Source organism: Candidatus Filomicrobium marinum (assembly GCF_000981545.1).
Classification (GTDB): Bacteria; Pseudomonadota; Alphaproteobacteria; order Rhizobiales; family Hyphomicrobiaceae; genus Filomicrobium; species Filomicrobium insigne.
Window position 1 is genome coordinate 45,078 of record NZ_LN829119.1, and the last position, 16,207, is coordinate 61,284.

Genomic DNA, 16,207 nt, shown 5'->3' on the forward strand with positions numbered 1-16,207 from the left:
GTGAGTTCTACGCCAGGGGAAGATCAATCACGTGATCTTCGCATTGTGCCGGCGATGCGAAGTCAGAACAGGTGCAGGTAAAGGATCGACACCATATGAAGATATTTGCAGTTCTATCGAAGATGCAGTTTGCCCGATCGGCGGGTTTGGCGATTGCTGGACTAGCCGTTGCAAGTGCGGTCTTCGTAGGCAGTGCGGAGGCGCGAAAAGTTTCGGACGCCGTGAAAGTGGCGTGCAGCGGTGATTACAGTCGCTTGTGCAATGGCTACGAAGTCGGATCGCAGAAGCTGGACAGCTGCATGCGTACGAATGGCAAGCGTTTATCGCGGGTGTGTGCAGATGCATTGCACCGTGAAGGTCATATGACGCGCGGCGAATATTCGAAGTGGCGGAAGTCCAACAATCAGTGAGTTGATGCCGGCGGATCAAATCGTCGGATTCTAGTTGGAACGAGGGTTTAACGGAACGCAGTGGGCGGGAGCCCCGGGAGCGCAAGCGCTTCTCCGAAGGCTCGCCGCCCACACGGACGTCAGCCGAGTGTCTGGCGCCGTTCCGGACATGGTTAAATAGTTTATACTCCGGTCCCGTTCAAGAGCTGTCTAGCCAGCTCCACGGCGTCGTTCGTTGTTTTCAGTGGCTGTTTGAATGGCGTCGCGTAAGACTGGGTGAAGCTCATTTTGATCGGTAAACGGCGGGGCGGGCGCGGCTAAAATCGGAACTGAAGTTCTATTTTATCATCTGGAGCGTCAGCCTCTTGAGCGGGTGTTGCCGAGCTTGCTTGAGAAGACGATCGAGCGTGGCTGGCGCGCTGTGGTCCAATCGGGTTCAGAAGAACGGCTCGAAGCCCTGGATCTGGCGCTTTGGACTTATCGCGATGACAGTTTTCTGCCGCATGGGCGCAGGGCAGATGGGCACAGCGAATTACAGCCGATATATCTGACGACGGATGATGATACGCCAAACGGCGCTGGGGTTCGTTTTCTTGTCGATGGGGCGAGCGCGAGCACATTTGATGGTTTTGTTCGCATCGTCTTTATGTTCGATGGTCGGGACCCCGAAGCCTTGGACCACGCGCGCGGACAGTGGAAAGCTGCAAAATCAGCGGGGTGTACAGTGACCTACTGGCAGCAGAACGGCGATGGCCGTTGGGAAAAGAAAGCCTGATACTTGGCCATGGTCGTATGGTTTGGGGAGCTTCTGTTGCGGAAGAATGCGGCGGGTTGGTTGTCGTCCTCCCATGAGATTCTTGCCGGTATAGAACGATGAATTACCGTCACGTTTATCATGCGGGGAATTTCGCCGACGTCATCAAGCACGTGACGCTCAGTCTCGTCATTGAATACCTGAAACGAAAGGCTTCTCCGTTTCGCGTTATTGATACCCATGCGGGGATTGGGCAATACGATCTCAATTCGGAGGCTGCCGGCAAAACCGGTGAATGGCGCGAGGGTATCGGACGGTTATGGGGGCAAGATCTTCCCGACGGCATCAAAGAACTTCTTGCGCCCTATTTCACAAGCATACGGTCCGTGAATGGAGACGGAGAGTTGCGTTGTTATCCCGGCAGTCCATTGGTGGCGCGGGGGTTGATGCGCGCGCAGGACTCTCTGGTCGTCAACGAGTTGCATCCTGAGGATTACGCGGCACTCGTTAGAATTCTGCGTGGCGACATGCGCGTGAAAATCTTGAACATTGATGGTTGGATTGCGCTGCGATCTCTGTTGCCGCCGAAGGAGCGACGGGGCGTCATCCTGATCGATCCACCGTTCGAAGTGGCGGGAGAGCTTGATCGGCTCGTGAGCGGGTTGAAGGATGGACTCAGGCGCTTTGCGACAGGCACTTATCTGCTGTGGTATCCGATCAAAGGGCTGCCGGCCGTTGAAACTATGAAGCAGCGGGTTGCTCAGCTGGGTATCGACAAGCTTTTGTGCGCGGAGCTTTTCGTGCATCGGCCCGGTGACGAGCAGCGCTTAAATGGTAGTGGACTGCTCATCATCAATCCTCCCTATTTTCTTGATGCACATCTCGGGAAGATATTGCCTTTTCTGGCCGAGAGGCTTGCGCAGTCTCGTGAAGCGCGTTCTCACCTCACTTGGCTGGCTGGCTCTAGCAATTAAATAGCCCCCATTTGCGCTAAAGTAATTAATCGAAATAATCCCTTTTTGATTGTTATTTAATCTTGCGTCCCTTGTGGCGAGGGCGGATACTCAAAAAGTTTTGGACTAACCCCAAGAAACACACGAATTGAGCGTCGGGAGGGTCTTGTGCCTGCTGCCCAATTTTCAGTTTCTTATTCTGTAATTGTTTGGGATCCATCCGCTCCGTTGTTCTGTAGTAATGCGATGGGCCAATTAGAGTTGATTTGTTTCCCGCGTGTTTTGGTCGGGAATTTCATTCGGGCTCACCTGCTACATGCGACGATAATCGCGTTCGGTTCCGAATAGGTGGTTCGATATGCGGCAGACTGGGACAGTGAAGTTCTTCAACGGCCGAAAAGGGTTCGGTTTCATTATTCCGGATGAGGGGCAGGCTGACGTGTTTGTTCACGTTACCGCGGTGGAGCGCTCTGGTATTGGCCAACTCGGCGAAGGCATGAGGGTGTCGTTCGAGGTGGAGCCGGACCGTCGCGGCAAAGGCCCCAAAGCGATTAATCTGCAAATGGCTCAGTGAGCCGGGTCCACTCGATGTGGTCCCTGGTTCGACGTTGTCTCAGACGCTCCAGACGGCGCCTGAAAGAGCGGCTCTTGTTACTCTTGCGAGCCTAATGGGGCGCGGCAGCGCTTGTCGCATGTGCGCAACGCGCGTGATGAAAAGAGTACTCCAACCACCGAAACGTGTGGGCATGCGATGTGCAACCGACCGCACTTCATGCAATGTGACTGGTTGTGCGGACGTGTTTCGCAAACATCAGGAGAGACGAGTTATGACAAAGCTCAGGCAGTTCGCGATGGCGTTCTCTGCCGGCGTCGGATTGATGGTGGGGATGAGCCTATTGTCGGCTGACGTGGAAGCGCGTGAGTGCTTCAAGAAGGCCGGACAAGGTACCGCCGGATCCCTAGATGGCGCCAAGTTCCAAGTTGATGAAGTGCTGCTTCAGGCAACGGATTGGGGCGCATGGGCCGAGTGGATGGCAACCGGCAAGACGAGTGGCTATGATTTTGGCCCCCGTAAATACAAATGCAAGCAAGGCGGTCTTGGGTACGAGTGTTACGGCACCTCGACCATTTGTAAAAAGTAAGATCTCTAAAACGATACGATCAATACATCCCATATGAGGTGGGCTATGCGGATTCACATTCTGACAGCTGCATTCGTTTCAATAGTTTGCTGTGTGAGCACCGGTGCTCAGGCGGGAAATTGCGTCCGCGCCGGTGGTGAGGCGACCATGATCACAGAGGATCTGGCGAAGTTCATGGCCAACGCCGCGCTAAAAAACCAGATCAGCGCCAATAGCTGGAAACCGGCGGGGCAGGTGAACATGACTTGCACAGAGGCTACGTTCGGTACGCATTGTGTTGCGCACCAAAAAGCCTGCAAATAGTTGGTGAAATTGATTTCACAAGAGAGCGGGCGTTTCTCTTTCCGAGAAGCGCCCGCTCTCTTTTTTCTGCCTATGCGCTACGTGATGTTGCGTTGCGGATCGCCGCGATAATTCCCGAAATGATGGCGCCGCTACCGGCACCCATGCCCAATTGGCTCAAGATCTGCTGCCAGTCAACGGAGCCGGCAAGATCAATGGCCTGTGCGGGAATGCCAAGTTTGGGGAGGACATAAGCGCCAATCGCGCCGCCGATAGCTCCCAGAACGGTGTTGCCGAGCGTGCCTGTTGAGAGCGCGCGTGAGAGCTGACCGACGATGTTTCCACCGATAGCCCCACCTAGTGCTTGAACGAGCAGAGAAACGATATCCATAATTCATGCAACTCCCGAAAGAGCTTGAGGGTGACGATGTTGGTTCGGATGAAGATTCGTCTGAACCAGCAATCGTCGAGTAAACGCATTATGCGACAGACAGATAACGCATTAATGAATTATAATTCCTATGGCAAATATGCTCGATTCGGGCCAGCCCCATATATGCATGGAGACTGTACAACCTGGAACCGTAGACATTGTTTCCGGTTCTTTACAGAGTGCTGACGAGTTCCGGTTTAGTGTGGCGGCTAAACGTCAATGTGAGTGAGGTCGAGTTATGATGCGTTTGTGTGTGTTGGCGGCATTGCTGTGTAGTTTTGCCGTTTTCTCAGTGTCCGCAGAGGCCGGTTCGCGGTCTCGCTGGTCTAGCGCTGAAGGCGCTCACCCAAAGTCGAGCTACTATCGTGGCGGTGGTGTAAAGGTTAAGGGGTATGTGAAGCGCCGTGGCGGCTACTCATACAACTATAGCGACACTGTAAATACCTACGGCAATGCCCGTTCGATTTTCGGTAGCGTTAACAGCTATCGTGATCCTTCCGTTGATCAGCAGAGCGTGATGGGGCCGTTCGATCACGGGTTTTTCTTTGATAGCCCGGCTGCCTTTCATGGTGGCGACTCGCCGTATATGAACTGATCTGCCGGTTTCAGACCTACAAAGCGCCGCTATCCTGGTATTGGGGAGCGGCGCTTTTGTTTTCCCGCTAGGATTGAGCTGTTGTCCTGCTGCAATTGCCATGGGGAAACCCGTTTGGGCCTCTAGGCACGCCAAACGCTGGCGTCTATAGGAGATGAACAGGGTTAATTTTTCCAGGGTACAGCCATGTCCACGCGTGCATCGATGTTGTCGGCCGTCCTGGCGACGATCGCACTTTCCTTCATTGTCGTCGCTCCCGCGCAGGCCAAGTGCACGCGCCTTGCGTTCTCGGTCAATGATTATGGCAAAGACGGGCCGACCAAAGACGCTAAGGATCTCCTCGACAAGTACATCAAGGAATGGACGAGTGAACGGGGCATCTCAAAATATCGCACGGGCAAAAAGGACGTGTCGTGCGAGCTGTTCCTGGACTTGATTATCTTTGATGAATACACGTGCCGTGCCGAAGCCGACGTTTGCTGGGACGGCTGATCTGCGGGCTTAGGCTTCTTTCTCGAGACGGTCGAGGCGCAAACGGTGTCGATTGTCTGAGAGGAGAAGCGCGGCTGCATAACCGGCTATGACAACGCCGAGGGCCGTCGCGCCGGCAATAATGAACATGATCATGATTTGATACTTCGCCGCCTCGATGGGGTCGAGGCCGGCGAGGATTTGTCCCGTCATCATGCCTGGTAGGCTGACGACGCCAGATGCCGCCATTGCATTGAGGATTGGCATCGTTCCGGTTCGCAGGGCCTGTCGTAGCGTTTCGCTCAGAGCTGTGAAGCGGCTGTGACCCAAGGACAATCTGGCTTCTATTGCTGCGCGGTCGCGGGCGGCCGATTCTGTCAGCGTGTTTAGTGTTAGGGCAATGCCGGTCATGGTGTTGCCAAGCACCATTCCCAAGATTGGTAGAATGTAGCGCGGGTCGTACCATGGATTTGGACCAATAATGGCCGCGACCGCGTAGATCGTGGTGAGTGTGCCAACGAATAAGAGCGTGCCCGAGCCGAGCAGGTAGCTCGTAAACCCCGTAAAGCGCCGGGACTGGCGTGCACGGATTTCGTATCCAGCGACAGCGATCATGATCGCGGCGATGAGTGCAGTCCACAGCGGGTTGGATTGGGCGAAAATCCAGCCAAGCACGTAGCCGATCAACGCGAGCTGCAGCACCATTCGCAAAGTGTTGAAGGCCAGCGTGCGCCCCAGTCCCAAATGGAAGCCCCATGAGATGGCGGCGTTCAGCAATATAAGCGCGGCGGCGAGTGCTAGGTCCCAGACGCTAAGATCGATGTAGGTCATTGCGGACCCCTCAAGGCTCGTGCCTTCGTATTGTTCGTAGGTCCGAGTTGAAGGCGCGCATCGGCGAGACGTGCGATCTGAGCGTCGTCATGGCTTACGATGATCACCGCACGATTGCTGATGAGCTGGTAGCGTATCAGTTCCTCAACGAGTGCTGCATGTCTGGCATCAAGAGCCGATGTCGGTTCGTCCAGGAGCAGAACTCTCGGTTCATCGACGAGTGCGCGCAACAAGGCCAAACGCTGCCGTTCGCCTGTCGAGAGTTGAGAGATGGGGCGGTCGATGAGTTCCGGGCCCAGGCCCAGGCTGGTCATCGCGCGTTCAACTTTTTCCAATGCGCCTTCGTCAGCGGGGAAGGCCTGACGCGGCGTTGGTGTCCACCAGGCCGGTTCTGCCGCGACGTAGCGCACCATCGAACGCCACCTTGGTGCCGGCATCTCACCGCGTTCGGCTCCGTCCAGGAAGATCTGCCCAGGCGTCGGGTCAAGATCGGCTATGGCGCGCAGCAGTCGTGTTTTGCCTGAACCGGACGGGCCTTCAACCGCGAGGCAATGCCCCTCCGCGACGATGAACGTCAGGGGCGGCAAATCCGGGATCTTTAAGTGCTCGACGCGTAGCACGGCCAGGCAAACCTCGGGTGAAATGCTGAGGTCGTGAATTAGCAGTCGTGGAACGACAGGGCTAGGCCGATTTCCTCTACGGATAGGGATAGCGACGAGGATTTGTTTCTGGTCGGAGTGTCGTACTTCAAGTGGATGCAAGTCTGGCTTGGGCAAACTGATCGAGCTTTGCCGTCAGTGTCTGCCGATCAAAGGGCTTGAGCAGGAAATCTGTGATGCCGGCGGCATGGGCGCGTGTCAGATCTTTGATGTCGAATTCGGTCATCATGTAGAGGATCTGCGGGCCGCCTGCAGGGCAGAGCCCACGCAGCCCTTCAAGGAATTCATGCGCGCTCATTCCTGGAAGCTGCCAGTCCAAGAGGATAAGGTCAGGCATCCGAGCGGTGCAGGTCTGAAGAGCTTGTTGAGCGTCTTCAGCTTCGATCACCATATAACCCGCACGCTCGAGGAACTGACTCGCGACTCCGCGAACGAGTTCGGCGTCATCGATGATCAGACAGCACTGCATGGATGAAATCTCAGCATCAAGGGGAACGCCACGCCTAGCGGCAGTATCGAAGGCGCGGCAATGCTCTCGGCAAATGGTTAAGTTTAGGTTTTGTTACGAACAACCTGCGCCCTGGTTCGCCTATGCCTACGGTACCGCCGAAATGATGATGTCGTCGCCGTCCTTGATAATCTCCAGTCGCATCATGGTGGCTTCAGACAAGCGCCACGTGTAGTACGCCTGGATATTGAGAGCGTTGAATTCGGTGGGCTCTTCTCCGGCGACGAACTCGGTCAGGTATTGCGGCGGGCGTGCGCCGGTACCTGTGCAGCGCAGTGCGAATGCTGGTTGCTCCAACTCTCCTTCGATCGAAACGCGGATCTCTCCACCGCGCGGCAGAACGGTGATTGCCGAGGAGATCATATTAAGGAGCAGTTTGACTTTGTCCTTGGCCATATGGCCGGGCGGTCCGACCCAATTCAGGACGTGCTTGCGTTGACCGACATAGGCGCGTGAAATCTGCTCGGCCGTCCGCAGATCAATCTGTGCTCCGGCTGACCCCGCAGCACCAAATGCGAAACGTGCAAATTGCAGGCGCGCAGAAGCCTGTTCGGTCACATTGCGAATGACATCGAGCGCGTAGGACTGGGCTTCGGCATCATCGTCTTCGTCGAGTATTTCGAGGCCGTTATAGATTGCGCCAACCGGACCGATGATGTCATGACAGATCTTGCTGGAGATCAAGGCGGCAAGCTCAAGATCGGTTGGTGTCTGAATTTCACCCATTCGGTGCCCCCTCGTCGGCCCGTTTACCGCGGGCATCGGTGATCAGTTCTGGAGTAAAGCGGCGGCTCGCCAGCGTATCAGAAGCGTGGCGACGCGAGCCAAACGGGGGCCGCTCGTAAATCCTATAGAACCGCAGAAATACACGGCGTTGCGCGCCGATGCAAAGGCTCCGCAGGGTGCGAATTGTCCGTTCCTGCGGTTTCAGGGTAGCTCGGGGGCGAAACCCAGGCTGGTGTGGCCCCCCGGCATCGCGCTCGGCCACACTTTGGTAACAACTTCCGAGCAAAGATTCATTAACGCTATTGGCTGCGTCGTTCACTATAAGTCGGCGCGCGTTCAATTGCTCATTGACCCAGATCTATCGGATTAAAAAGATGCTTGGATATTGGACGGCGCGGTTCGCGACGTTAGCATTGGGTTTCGCGCTTGCGTTCGCTTATGCGGGCGCCGCCGATGCGCAGGATAGTTATTCGGGTTCCCAGTACGACGTCTATCGAGAGGCACCCGATCCTGATGCCGTCGCGGCTGATTCGCGGTATGGCACGCCGACTCAGGGACCGTCGAACCGAAGTTATTCAAACGGGGGCGGGTATTCCGGAGATGGCGGCGGCCAGTCGTATGGATCCGGCGAGGCGTACCGCCCTAACAACACATACGGCTCGAACGATACTTACCGATCGAACGATGCATATCAGTCTCCACAATCGGGTGGCGGGTATGGTTCGGGGAGTGCGTATAACAATGGTCCGGACTATGGCAGCCGGACAAGCCGTTACGATAGCGGCGGCCGTGATTATCGCGACAATGGTCGCTACGATAGCGGGCCTGGCCAGTATGCCGACGAGCCTTATGATGACCGTGCTCCCCGTAACTATCCACAAGACGACGGTGGTGGAACCTACAGCCAGAATGAAATTCTTGGTGCGGGGCATCAGTTTTTTGGTTCTGTGAGCAAGGGGCTGGCCAACGTCATAGAATATGCATTCAAGCAATCGGGCCGCCCTAACGGCTATATTCTTGGGGAAGACGCAGGCGGCGCATTCGTTGCTGGTTTGCGCTACGGCGAGGGGCGTCTACACACGCGACGTTGGGGAACTCACAAAGTCTACTGGCAAGGGCCATCCGTCGGTTACGATTTCGGTGGTGACGGTTCCAAGACAATGGTGCTCGTATACAACATGAGAGACCCGTCGGATATTTATCATCGTTTCGGTGGCGTACAGGGGTCGGCTTATGTGGTTGGCGGCGTCGGTATTCAGTTCCAGACTTATGAGCATGTCACGATGGCGCCTATTCGCGCGGGAGTGGGGCTTCGGCTGGGTGCGAATATTGGGTATCTGAAGTACACTCGGTCGCCGACTTGGAATCCATTCTAAGGGTGTGACCGTCGCGATTTCCTCTTTCCACATGAGGCTGTATGGTCGTACTGGAACACGGTCCCATTTGGACCAGTAGCCGGTGGGTTGCGGGGAAACACGTGGAGTGCCTTCGCTCATGATGCCGAGGCGTTACGAAGTTGATGTTGAGAAAAAGCCGAGGATGAGCGGGTGATATCGATCCAGTCGTTCATGCTGATCGCGCTCGGCTTTCTGATCGCTGCCCTTATCGGATTGCTGATCGTGCCGGCTTATCGGCGCCGTACCGAGCGGCTGGCGGTTGATCGTCTCAAGCGCGCTATGCCGCTAACCGAAGCAGAAATTCGCGCCGATAAGGACCGGTTGCGTGCGGACTATGCCCTGACCATTCATGAGCTCGAGTACAAGCTTGAAAAGGCGACGCTGGCCTCGGCACGGCAGCGTGTTGAGATCAACCGTAGGGATGCCGTTATTAGCGGGCTTGAGGGCGAAGTTGAACGCTTCCATACTTCGCAGGAAGAGTACGAGAATGCACGGCGTGTACTTGAGCAGACAATCATGGATCGCTTGCCCAAGGTCGAGCAGCGTCTCGCAGAGGCGCGTAAGCTACTGATGCAACGTGATCGAGAGATTGGCGCGCTTGCGCAGACAACCCAGAAGCAAGCTCGCTCACTTGAGGACGCAACGCATCTCAATTCGCAAACACGAGATGAGGTGCATCGGCTGACAGCAGCGTTGAACGTGCGCTCTCTGCGTGGTCGCATGGGCCTGGGGATGCGCAAGTCGTCGGATGTCGAGGACGAGGTTGCACTGCGGACCGAGCTAGAGGCGCTTAAGGCCAAGACGCGTGATCAGGCCGCTCAGATCACACGTCTTGAAGGACTGCTTGCGCGCGCAGGTAATGCGATGGGTGCAGGATCGGACGAAGGTGCCGATATGACCCCGGTCAAGGTCCGCCGCGCGGAGGAGGAGATCAGCCGTCTTCGCAACGAGCTGGAGGAAGCGGAGACGGCGCTGCGGTCGTCGAAAAGTTCTGCCGAGGCCGGGAAACAGGAGCGTGCACGGTTTGAAGATGAGATCCGTGCGCTGAAGGCTAAATCAGAAGATCAAGCTGCTGAGGTTGGCCGTTTAAGGGCCGGGCTGGCCGTCTATCAGGAAGCGGAGAGGGAACACAAGTCTCTGGCTCAAAGTAAGGTTGCTATGCAGGCGCGCATTGCCACGCTTGAAGCGCAAACGGTGGATCAAGAACAGAAGATCCAGGGACTCAAGTCGGAGATTGCGGCGGCCAATGAACGCACAGCGTTGCAGGCTGCGCACTATACGGAGGAGATGCGGCGTCTCGGCGCCGCGCGTGGTGCATCGGCGGGCGGAGAAACGCGTCGTGCGGCTAGCTCTTCTTCACCATCGACGTCTGAGGCTGCTGCTCGTCGGTCGTTGAGTGACCGTATAGGCAGCCTGAGTGTCAGTCCTGATCGTAGTAGCGAGGCAAGCGGCGAAGGGTCATCCAGGAGCTCTGGTGACATGTCGCGCGCTTCGGGATTTTTGAAAGCATTGGGCGGTAACATACCTCGTCAACCGGCTGAGGTTTCGATTACGAGGAACAATGGTTCGGCGGAGGATCATCATCAGGGTGACGAGGGCGCGAAGACAAATGCTGCCTCTGCCGGAGCGTCCGATATCTCAACGCAGGATGAAGGTACAGAAGGAGACCGTCCAAGGGGCGGTCTTTTGGAGCGTATTACCCGCCTCGACCGCGCAGACTGACCGAGCAAACAGCTTCACTCATGCCGCAATTTAAGGAAGCCCACCTTGGAACAAGGTGGGCTTTATTCATCAACGTTTATGCCTTCAGTGGTAGCCTTCTCCAGGCCGGACCTTTCCGCGAAATGTCCAGTAATTGAAGATCGTGTAGCCGAGGATCAACGGCAGCATGATCATAACACCGACCAAAGTGAAGATTTGTGACTCAGGTGGTGCAGCCGCCTGCCAGAAGGTTATTGACGGTGGTACTAGGTAAGGGATGTTGGAGATCCCCAACCCGATAAGCCCGAGCATGAACAGGGCAATCGTCGCTATAAACGGCGTGAGCTCGTCGCCCGTTACGAGGCTACGCCAGCAGATCCATGCTGCGAATGCTGTCAGGATGGGAACAGGCGATAAGTAGAGGATGTTGGGCCAGGAGAACCATACCTCGGCAACGTGTTCGGTTGCCAAAGGAGTCCACAAGCTCACGATCCCCATCGCTACGAGTACGATCGGTAGCAAAGCCTTGGCTTGCTCGCGTGCGCGGCTCGCGACTTCCCCCTCGGTGCGCATTAAGAGCCAGGTGGCTCCCAGCAACGCGTATCCTGCTATCAGGGCAAGGCCGATAAAGATCGGGAAGGGACGCAGCCAGTCTAAAGCGCCGCCCGCAAAAGCATTGTTCTCGACGGTGATGCCCTGGAGGATCCCGCCCAAGACAACGCCCTGAGCAAAGGTGGCGACGATCGAGCCGCCGGCGAAAGCGACGTCCCATACAGAATGATGATCGGGTTTGGCGACCCAGCGGAATTCGAACGCGACGCCCCGGAAGATCAGGGCGAGCAGCATGATGATGATCGGCAAGTATACCGCAGGCATAATAATGGCGTAGGCCATCGGGAATGCGACGAGCACTCCTACACCGCCGAGAACCAGCCATGTTTCGTTTCCATCCCAGAAGGGTGCGACGGTGTTCATCATCACGTCGCGATGCTCTTCTGTCTTATAAAATGGAAAGAGGATTCCGAGGCCGAGGTCAAAACCGTCGAGGATGACGTAGGCCGCGACGGCAACGACGAGAATGGCGGCCCACACCACGGGTAGCCAATATGTCATGTCACCCATAGCTATTGCCCCGATTCAGTTGTTGCTTCGCGCGCTGCGCCCGTGGCGCCTGAGAGTGGCCGCGAGGGAACGCCGGGAGCAGTTTCATCTCCCGAGATAATGGAAGGTTGCGGACCTTTCGCGATCAGGCGGTTGATGTAGTAGATGCCTACGGAGAATACGCTCGAATAAACCAGCACGAACAGGATAAGGCTCGTCAGGACCGTTGTTAGTCCGATGGGCGAGACGCCGTCCGCGGTGCGCAGAATGCCTTGTACGAGCCAGGGTTGACGGCCGGTTTCGGTGACCCACCAGCCAGCCAAAATGGCGATGAAGCCCAGCGGCCAGCAATGTTGTACGAAGCCGAGATACCAGCGCGATTCAAACAATCGGCCCCTGTACCAGAGCCAAGCACCTACAAATCCAATTGCGATCATCAGCAAGCCGATGCCCACCATGGCGCGGAATGCGAAAAAGACGGGTGTGACGGGGGGGCGATCCTCAGGTTTGAAATCCTTCAGACCCGGAAACAAGCCATCCGGGTCGTGGCGAAGAACCCAGCTTGCGCCTCGTGGGATCGAAATTTCGTAATCGTTGCGCTCCTCGGCCTGATTTGGCAACGCGAACAGGACCAAGGCGCCGGGTTTCGAACCATCCCAGTGAGCTTCCATGGCGGCGATTTTTGCCGGCTGATGTTCCAGCGTGTTCAGGCCGTGCATGTCGCCGATAATGAGCTGTAGCGGAGCAAGGATCGCGACCATGCCAAGCCCCATGCGGATCATGGTCTTTGCTTCTTCTATGTAGACGCGTGCCATCAGGTAGCGCGCGCCGACCGCGAGCACGACGAGCGATGTGGTGAGGAAGGCCGCGGTGAACATATGTGAGAAGCGATAGGGAAAGCTTGGATTGAATATGATCGCCCACCAGTCGACGGGTGAGGCGATCCCGTCCTTCATGACGTGGCCGGTGGGCGTATGCATCCAGCTGTTGGCTGCCAGAATCCAGAAGGCAGAGAGTGATGTCCCCACTGCGACCAATATTGCCGCTGTGATGTGAAGTTTCGGCGGAAAGCGATTCCAGCCAAACAGCAAGATTCCGAGGAAGGTTGCTTCAAGGAAAAATGCTGTCAGGACTTCGTAGCCGAGCAGGGGGCCAATAATATTGCCGGCCCGGTGCGAGAATTCGCTCCAGTTTGTACCGAATTGGTAGGATAGCACGATGCCGGAGACGACGCCCATCGCGAAGGACACGGCGAAGATTTTCGTCCAGAAGCGCGCGAGTTGGTAAAGATAGTCGCGCTTCGTCCAATGCCAACGGATCATCAGCGTCGCGATAAATGCCGCGAGCCCGATCGTGAAGGTGGGAAAGATGATGTGGAAGGCTACGGTGAACGCGAACTGGAGCCTTGCGAGGAAAAGAGCGTCGAGTTCCATGAGAGCTTCCCATCTGTCTGCCGCAGACGAATTCTCTGTCCTAGGCTACGCCAAATTCGTCACGGATCAATGACTAATAGTGAGGTGGTTAGGATGGGCGGGTTTCATTGTTAATCCTGTGTTTGAAATTCTTTATGGCGTCCCGATTGGATTGGAAATCGGATGCAACTAGAGGGAGACCGGATGTCGATCATCGTGAGAGAAATGGCATTGGCAGAAGTCGATTTGGTCATTGAGTATTTTCACGGATCGACGCCGGAATATCTGGATCTTCTTGGTGTCGATCCGACGCGCCTCCCCAGTCCGGACGTGTGGCGCGAGCGATTTCAAACCGATCTCCTGCTGCCCTTGGATGAGCGTGCCCGGTACTTTTTGATATGGTTGCAGAATGGTAGGCCGATTGGCTTTTCAAGTTGCGACAAAATCGTTTTTGGGCAGCGTGCGAACATGCATCTGCATATTACGGAGGCGGACCTCAGGCAGCGGGGTGTGGGCTCAGGGTGCGTTCGTCTTAGCGTCGATACCTATTTCGAGAAGCTCAAGCTCAAGAGCCTCTTCTGCGAGCCAAACGCGTTTAATGTTGGTCCGAACCGAACGTTGCAGAACGCTGGATTCAAGTATCTCAAGACGCATAAGACAGTACCGGGAATGCTGAACTATCATCAGGCGGTTACTCAATGGGTTATCGAGCGCTAATCTCGCAAAGTGTTTGGCCGTGTGAGGTGTAACACTCACGTGCGTTTTGTTCGAAACGCGCGTCATGATGCTTCGTCAGATAGGTATGGCTTCATGTCATTGGGCGTGAGGTGTCAGCTTGTCTAACATCCAACTTCCTGCCTTTCCGCCGTCCGAGGCACGCCAGTTTGACAAGTGATCGTTCCAGGCAAGACCGAACGTAGTCGGTTTTGTCGGTTGGACATTTCTCTAGCGGCAACCCAGGGCGTGCTCACAACGGGGAAAGCTTCATCAGCATGTCAGAAAATTCCGCGAGTTCTCCGCAAGAGGTTGCGAGGACTACTCTTAGCCGTTCGGATTGGTTTGCGACGATTGCCGGTTTGTCGGCGAATTTCGTTTCAATCGGTCTTGCCCGGTTTGGATACACGCCACTTATTCCTGCACTCATCGATGCTAACTGGTTTTCCTCTGCCACAACCGTTGCGCTTGGCGCTGCGAATTTGGCCGGGTACCTGATCGGAGCTTTCGCCGGCAAAGGTATGGGCACGATGTTGTCCAACCGGCTCGCGCTGCGGGCGTCCATGATATTGGCTACGGCCGCATTTTTTGGGTGTGCCTATCCGCTCTCGGTGTCATGGTTTTTCGCATGGCGCTTTCTTTCAGGTTTTGCCGGTGGCGCCATCATGGTGCTGGTGGCGACGACGGTGCTGCCGCACATTCCAGTGCTCAGACGCGGTTTTGCCGGTGGCATGATCTTTTTGGGCATAGGTCTTGGCATCGCGTCGTCCGGCACTCTCATCCCCGCACTGCTTCAGTTTGGAGTCCGCGAGACCTGGATCGGATTGGGCATTTTATCGATCATTCTGACCGCGATCAGTTGGTTTGGGTGGCCTGCATTTACTCCCCCTTCCACCACGGAGGTCGCAACGGGGGCTGAGAAGGCGAAGGAGCGCATCGCCCTGCGTGTTCTTTATGCGCAATATGCGTTGAATGCCCTCGGCATTGTGCCGGCGATGATCCTGCTCGTTGACTATGTTGCGCGCGGACTTGGCCGTGGAGCGGAAATCGGATCGGTATATTGGGTCGCTTATGGGCTGGCCGCGACAGCAGGACCAATAGTCTGTGGCTACCTCGCGGATGAAATCGGATTTCGGCAAGCTTACCGTGTGGTCTTAGCACTACAGGCCATAGCTGCGGCGTTCCTTGCCTTTAGCGAGCATTGGCTGGTGATCGGTGTAACGGCTGTCATTCTGGGTGCCTTCACGCCTGGCATTGTGCCGATCGTGTTCGGTCGGGTCTGTGAGATCTTCCCCCATAATTATGCTGCGCAACGCACCGCATGGGGGCGTACGGCTATGGCATACGCTTTGTTTCAGGCTCTTGGTGCTTACGGATACGCATTTCTGTTCAGTCATACCGATGAGAACTACAGCCTGATCTTTCTCTGTGGCGCCGTCGCACTTGTCATGGCGTTGCTGGCTGACTTTGCTTTGAACGTTCTAATGAAACGATTTCGTTAAAACGGTTGTGGCTGCATTGGGCAGCTTAATGTCTGCTTTTCCATAAAAAGGGTATGTAAGCTTCACAAAATGGGGTTCGTGATAAACCGCTTCCCACGTTGTGATGCCAAGTCCGACGAGGCTTTAGAAAACTCCAGCTGTCGTTAGCGTGTGACCACGCTTTTAAGGGAAACCCCTATGGTTCGATTGTTCACGATTTTTATGTTGTCTGCTTTGTCGATGATGACGGCTTTTTCTGCGATGGCTGACGAAGGCCATGGCCCCTCTGTAGGCGCCAAGGGTATGGCGGGTGCCTTGGGTGTTTTCAGTTTCAAGCCTGATGATTGGAAGCGGGGCGAGATGACTTACTGGTCCGATACTGACGGAGTAAATCCTGGTGCCGCAGGCTGTCACGTTGGAACGGATAAGGACGGGAATCCAAACGGCAGGATGTTCGGCGAAGCTTGCCTCTCGGATACCCTGCTTGTTGAATCCAATCCTGGGGTTGATGTCGTTCACGCGCACAGCGATGATGTTGGCCACCCCGACAAGTTCGACTGTGATGTTTGGTGTAAGGGACAGGGCTCGGCTAAAGGCATCTGTGTTGCCGCTCCGGCCCCTCCATGCGCAGCTTCAGCAAAGTGCTCTTGTGAGTGAA

The 16,207-nt window shown here is 55.9% G+C and carries 19 protein-coding genes; 12 read left to right on the plus strand and 7 right to left on the minus strand.

Annotated elements, in window-relative coordinates:
- Positions 1 to 95 precede the first annotated feature (95 nt).
- From YBN1229_RS00200 to YBN1229_RS00220, 5 genes are all read left to right on the plus strand, one after another.
- On the plus strand, positions 96 to 410 hold the full coding sequence (locus YBN1229_RS00200) for a hypothetical protein (RefSeq protein WP_052743571.1): 315 nt from the start codon (positions 96 to 98) through the stop codon (positions 408 to 410).
- 301 nt (positions 411 to 711) lie between these two features.
- Complete coding sequence (locus YBN1229_RS00205; RefSeq protein ID WP_046475217.1) at positions 712 to 1,164, plus strand: DNA polymerase III subunit chi; 453 nt, start codon at positions 712 to 714, stop codon at positions 1,162 to 1,164.
- A gap of 98 nt (positions 1,165 to 1,262) precedes the next feature.
- Positions 1,263 to 2,117, plus strand: coding sequence for a 23S rRNA (adenine(2030)-N(6))-methyltransferase RlmJ (locus YBN1229_RS00210; RefSeq protein ID WP_046475219.1), 855 nt, complete (start codon positions 1,263 to 1,265; stop codon positions 2,115 to 2,117).
- Positions 2,118 to 2,454: 337 nt separating this feature from the next.
- Positions 2,455 to 2,670: a cold-shock protein gene (locus tag YBN1229_RS00215; RefSeq protein WP_046475222.1), complete on the plus strand. Its 216-nt coding sequence runs from the start codon at positions 2,455 to 2,457 to the stop codon at positions 2,668 to 2,670.
- Between the two features lie 253 nt (positions 2,671 to 2,923).
- Positions 2,924 to 3,238, plus strand: a complete 315-nt coding sequence (locus tag YBN1229_RS00220; protein ID WP_076605258.1) for a hypothetical protein — start codon at positions 2,924 to 2,926, stop codon at positions 3,236 to 3,238.
- A 373-nt stretch (positions 3,239 to 3,611) separates the two neighbouring features.
- Here YBN1229_RS00220 and YBN1229_RS00230 read toward each other — a convergent pair whose 3' ends face one another.
- On the minus strand, positions 3,612 to 3,911 hold the full coding sequence (locus YBN1229_RS00230) for a hypothetical protein (RefSeq protein ID WP_046475228.1): 300 nt from the start codon (positions 3,909 to 3,911) through the stop codon (positions 3,612 to 3,614).
- Between the two features lie 280 nt (positions 3,912 to 4,191).
- Here YBN1229_RS00230 and YBN1229_RS00235 point away from each other — a divergent pair, with 280 nt between their 5' ends.
- Both YBN1229_RS00235 and YBN1229_RS00240 read left to right on the plus strand, forming a co-directional pair.
- The gene (locus tag YBN1229_RS00235; RefSeq protein ID WP_052743572.1) at positions 4,192 to 4,548 is read left to right on the plus strand and encodes a hypothetical protein; all 357 of its coding nucleotides are present in this window, start codon (positions 4,192 to 4,194) and stop codon (positions 4,546 to 4,548) included.
- 186 nt (positions 4,549 to 4,734) lie between these two features.
- Positions 4,735 to 5,040, plus strand: a complete 306-nt coding sequence (locus YBN1229_RS00240; RefSeq protein ID WP_046479734.1) for a hypothetical protein — start codon at positions 4,735 to 4,737, stop codon at positions 5,038 to 5,040.
- A gap of 9 nt (positions 5,041 to 5,049) precedes the next feature.
- Here the strand turns inward: YBN1229_RS00240 and YBN1229_RS00245 are convergent, their stop codons facing one another.
- The 4 genes from YBN1229_RS00245 to chpT all read right to left on the minus strand — a co-directional run bounded on the left by YBN1229_RS00245 (position 5,050) and on the right by chpT (position 7,743).
- Complete coding sequence (locus YBN1229_RS00245; protein ID WP_046475231.1) at positions 5,050 to 5,850, minus strand: ABC transporter permease; 801 nt, start codon at positions 5,848 to 5,850, stop codon at positions 5,050 to 5,052.
- Positions 5,847 to 6,470: an ABC transporter ATP-binding protein gene (locus YBN1229_RS00250; protein ID WP_082100906.1), complete on the minus strand. Its 624-nt coding sequence runs from the start codon at positions 6,468 to 6,470 to the stop codon at positions 5,847 to 5,849. Before YBN1229_RS00250 ends, YBN1229_RS00245 begins: the two co-directional genes overlap by 4 nt.
- 127 nt (positions 6,471 to 6,597) lie before the next feature.
- Entirely contained in the window at positions 6,598 to 6,978 is a 381-nt protein-coding gene (locus YBN1229_RS00255; RefSeq protein ID WP_046475234.1) for a response regulator, read from the minus strand.
- Between the two features lie 126 nt (positions 6,979 to 7,104).
- Positions 7,105 to 7,743 (minus strand): histidine phosphotransferase ChpT, encoded by a 639-nt coding sequence (chpT, locus tag YBN1229_RS00260; protein ID WP_046475237.1) that lies wholly within the window; start codon positions 7,741 to 7,743, stop codon positions 7,105 to 7,107.
- 374 nt (positions 7,744 to 8,117) lie between these two features.
- Here chpT and YBN1229_RS19290 point away from each other — a divergent pair, with 374 nt between their 5' ends.
- Positions 8,118 to 9,119 carry a DUF1134 domain-containing protein gene (locus YBN1229_RS19290; protein ID WP_052743573.1) on the plus strand — a complete coding sequence of 334 codons (1,002 nt, stop codon included), beginning with the start codon at positions 8,118 to 8,120 and terminating at the stop codon, positions 9,117 to 9,119.
- 171 nt (positions 9,120 to 9,290) lie between these two features.
- Entirely contained in the window at positions 9,291 to 10,862 is a 1,572-nt protein-coding gene (locus tag YBN1229_RS00270) for a hypothetical protein (protein WP_052743574.1), read from the plus strand.
- Positions 10,863 to 10,946: 84 nt separating this feature from the next.
- On the opposite strand, the gene cydB is transcribed toward YBN1229_RS00270, so the two are convergent.
- Positions 10,947 to 11,963, minus strand: a complete 1,017-nt coding sequence (gene cydB, locus YBN1229_RS00275) for a cytochrome d ubiquinol oxidase subunit II (protein WP_046475241.1) — start codon at positions 11,961 to 11,963, stop codon at positions 10,947 to 10,949.
- Positions 11,964 to 11,965: 2 nt separating this feature from the next.
- Complete coding sequence (locus YBN1229_RS00280; protein WP_046475246.1) at positions 11,966 to 13,375, minus strand: cytochrome ubiquinol oxidase subunit I; 1,410 nt, start codon at positions 13,373 to 13,375, stop codon at positions 11,966 to 11,968.
- Between the two features lie 183 nt (positions 13,376 to 13,558).
- On the opposite strand from YBN1229_RS00280, the gene YBN1229_RS00285 reads away from it, so the two are divergent.
- The 3 genes from YBN1229_RS00285 (at position 13,559) to YBN1229_RS00295 (ending at position 16,206) form a co-directional block, all read left to right on the plus strand.
- A complete protein-coding gene (locus tag YBN1229_RS00285; RefSeq protein WP_046475250.1) occupies positions 13,559 to 14,071 on the plus strand; it encodes a GNAT family N-acetyltransferase in 513 nt (170 codons plus the stop codon).
- Between the two features lie 275 nt (positions 14,072 to 14,346).
- The gene (locus YBN1229_RS00290; RefSeq protein ID WP_046475254.1) at positions 14,347 to 15,570 is read left to right on the plus strand and encodes a YbfB/YjiJ family MFS transporter; all 1,224 of its coding nucleotides are present in this window, start codon (positions 14,347 to 14,349) and stop codon (positions 15,568 to 15,570) included.
- Between the two features lie 177 nt (positions 15,571 to 15,747).
- Positions 15,748 to 16,206: a hypothetical protein gene (locus YBN1229_RS00295; protein ID WP_046475256.1), complete on the plus strand. Its 459-nt coding sequence runs from the start codon at positions 15,748 to 15,750 to the stop codon at positions 16,204 to 16,206.
- Position 16,207: the final 1 nt, after the last annotated feature.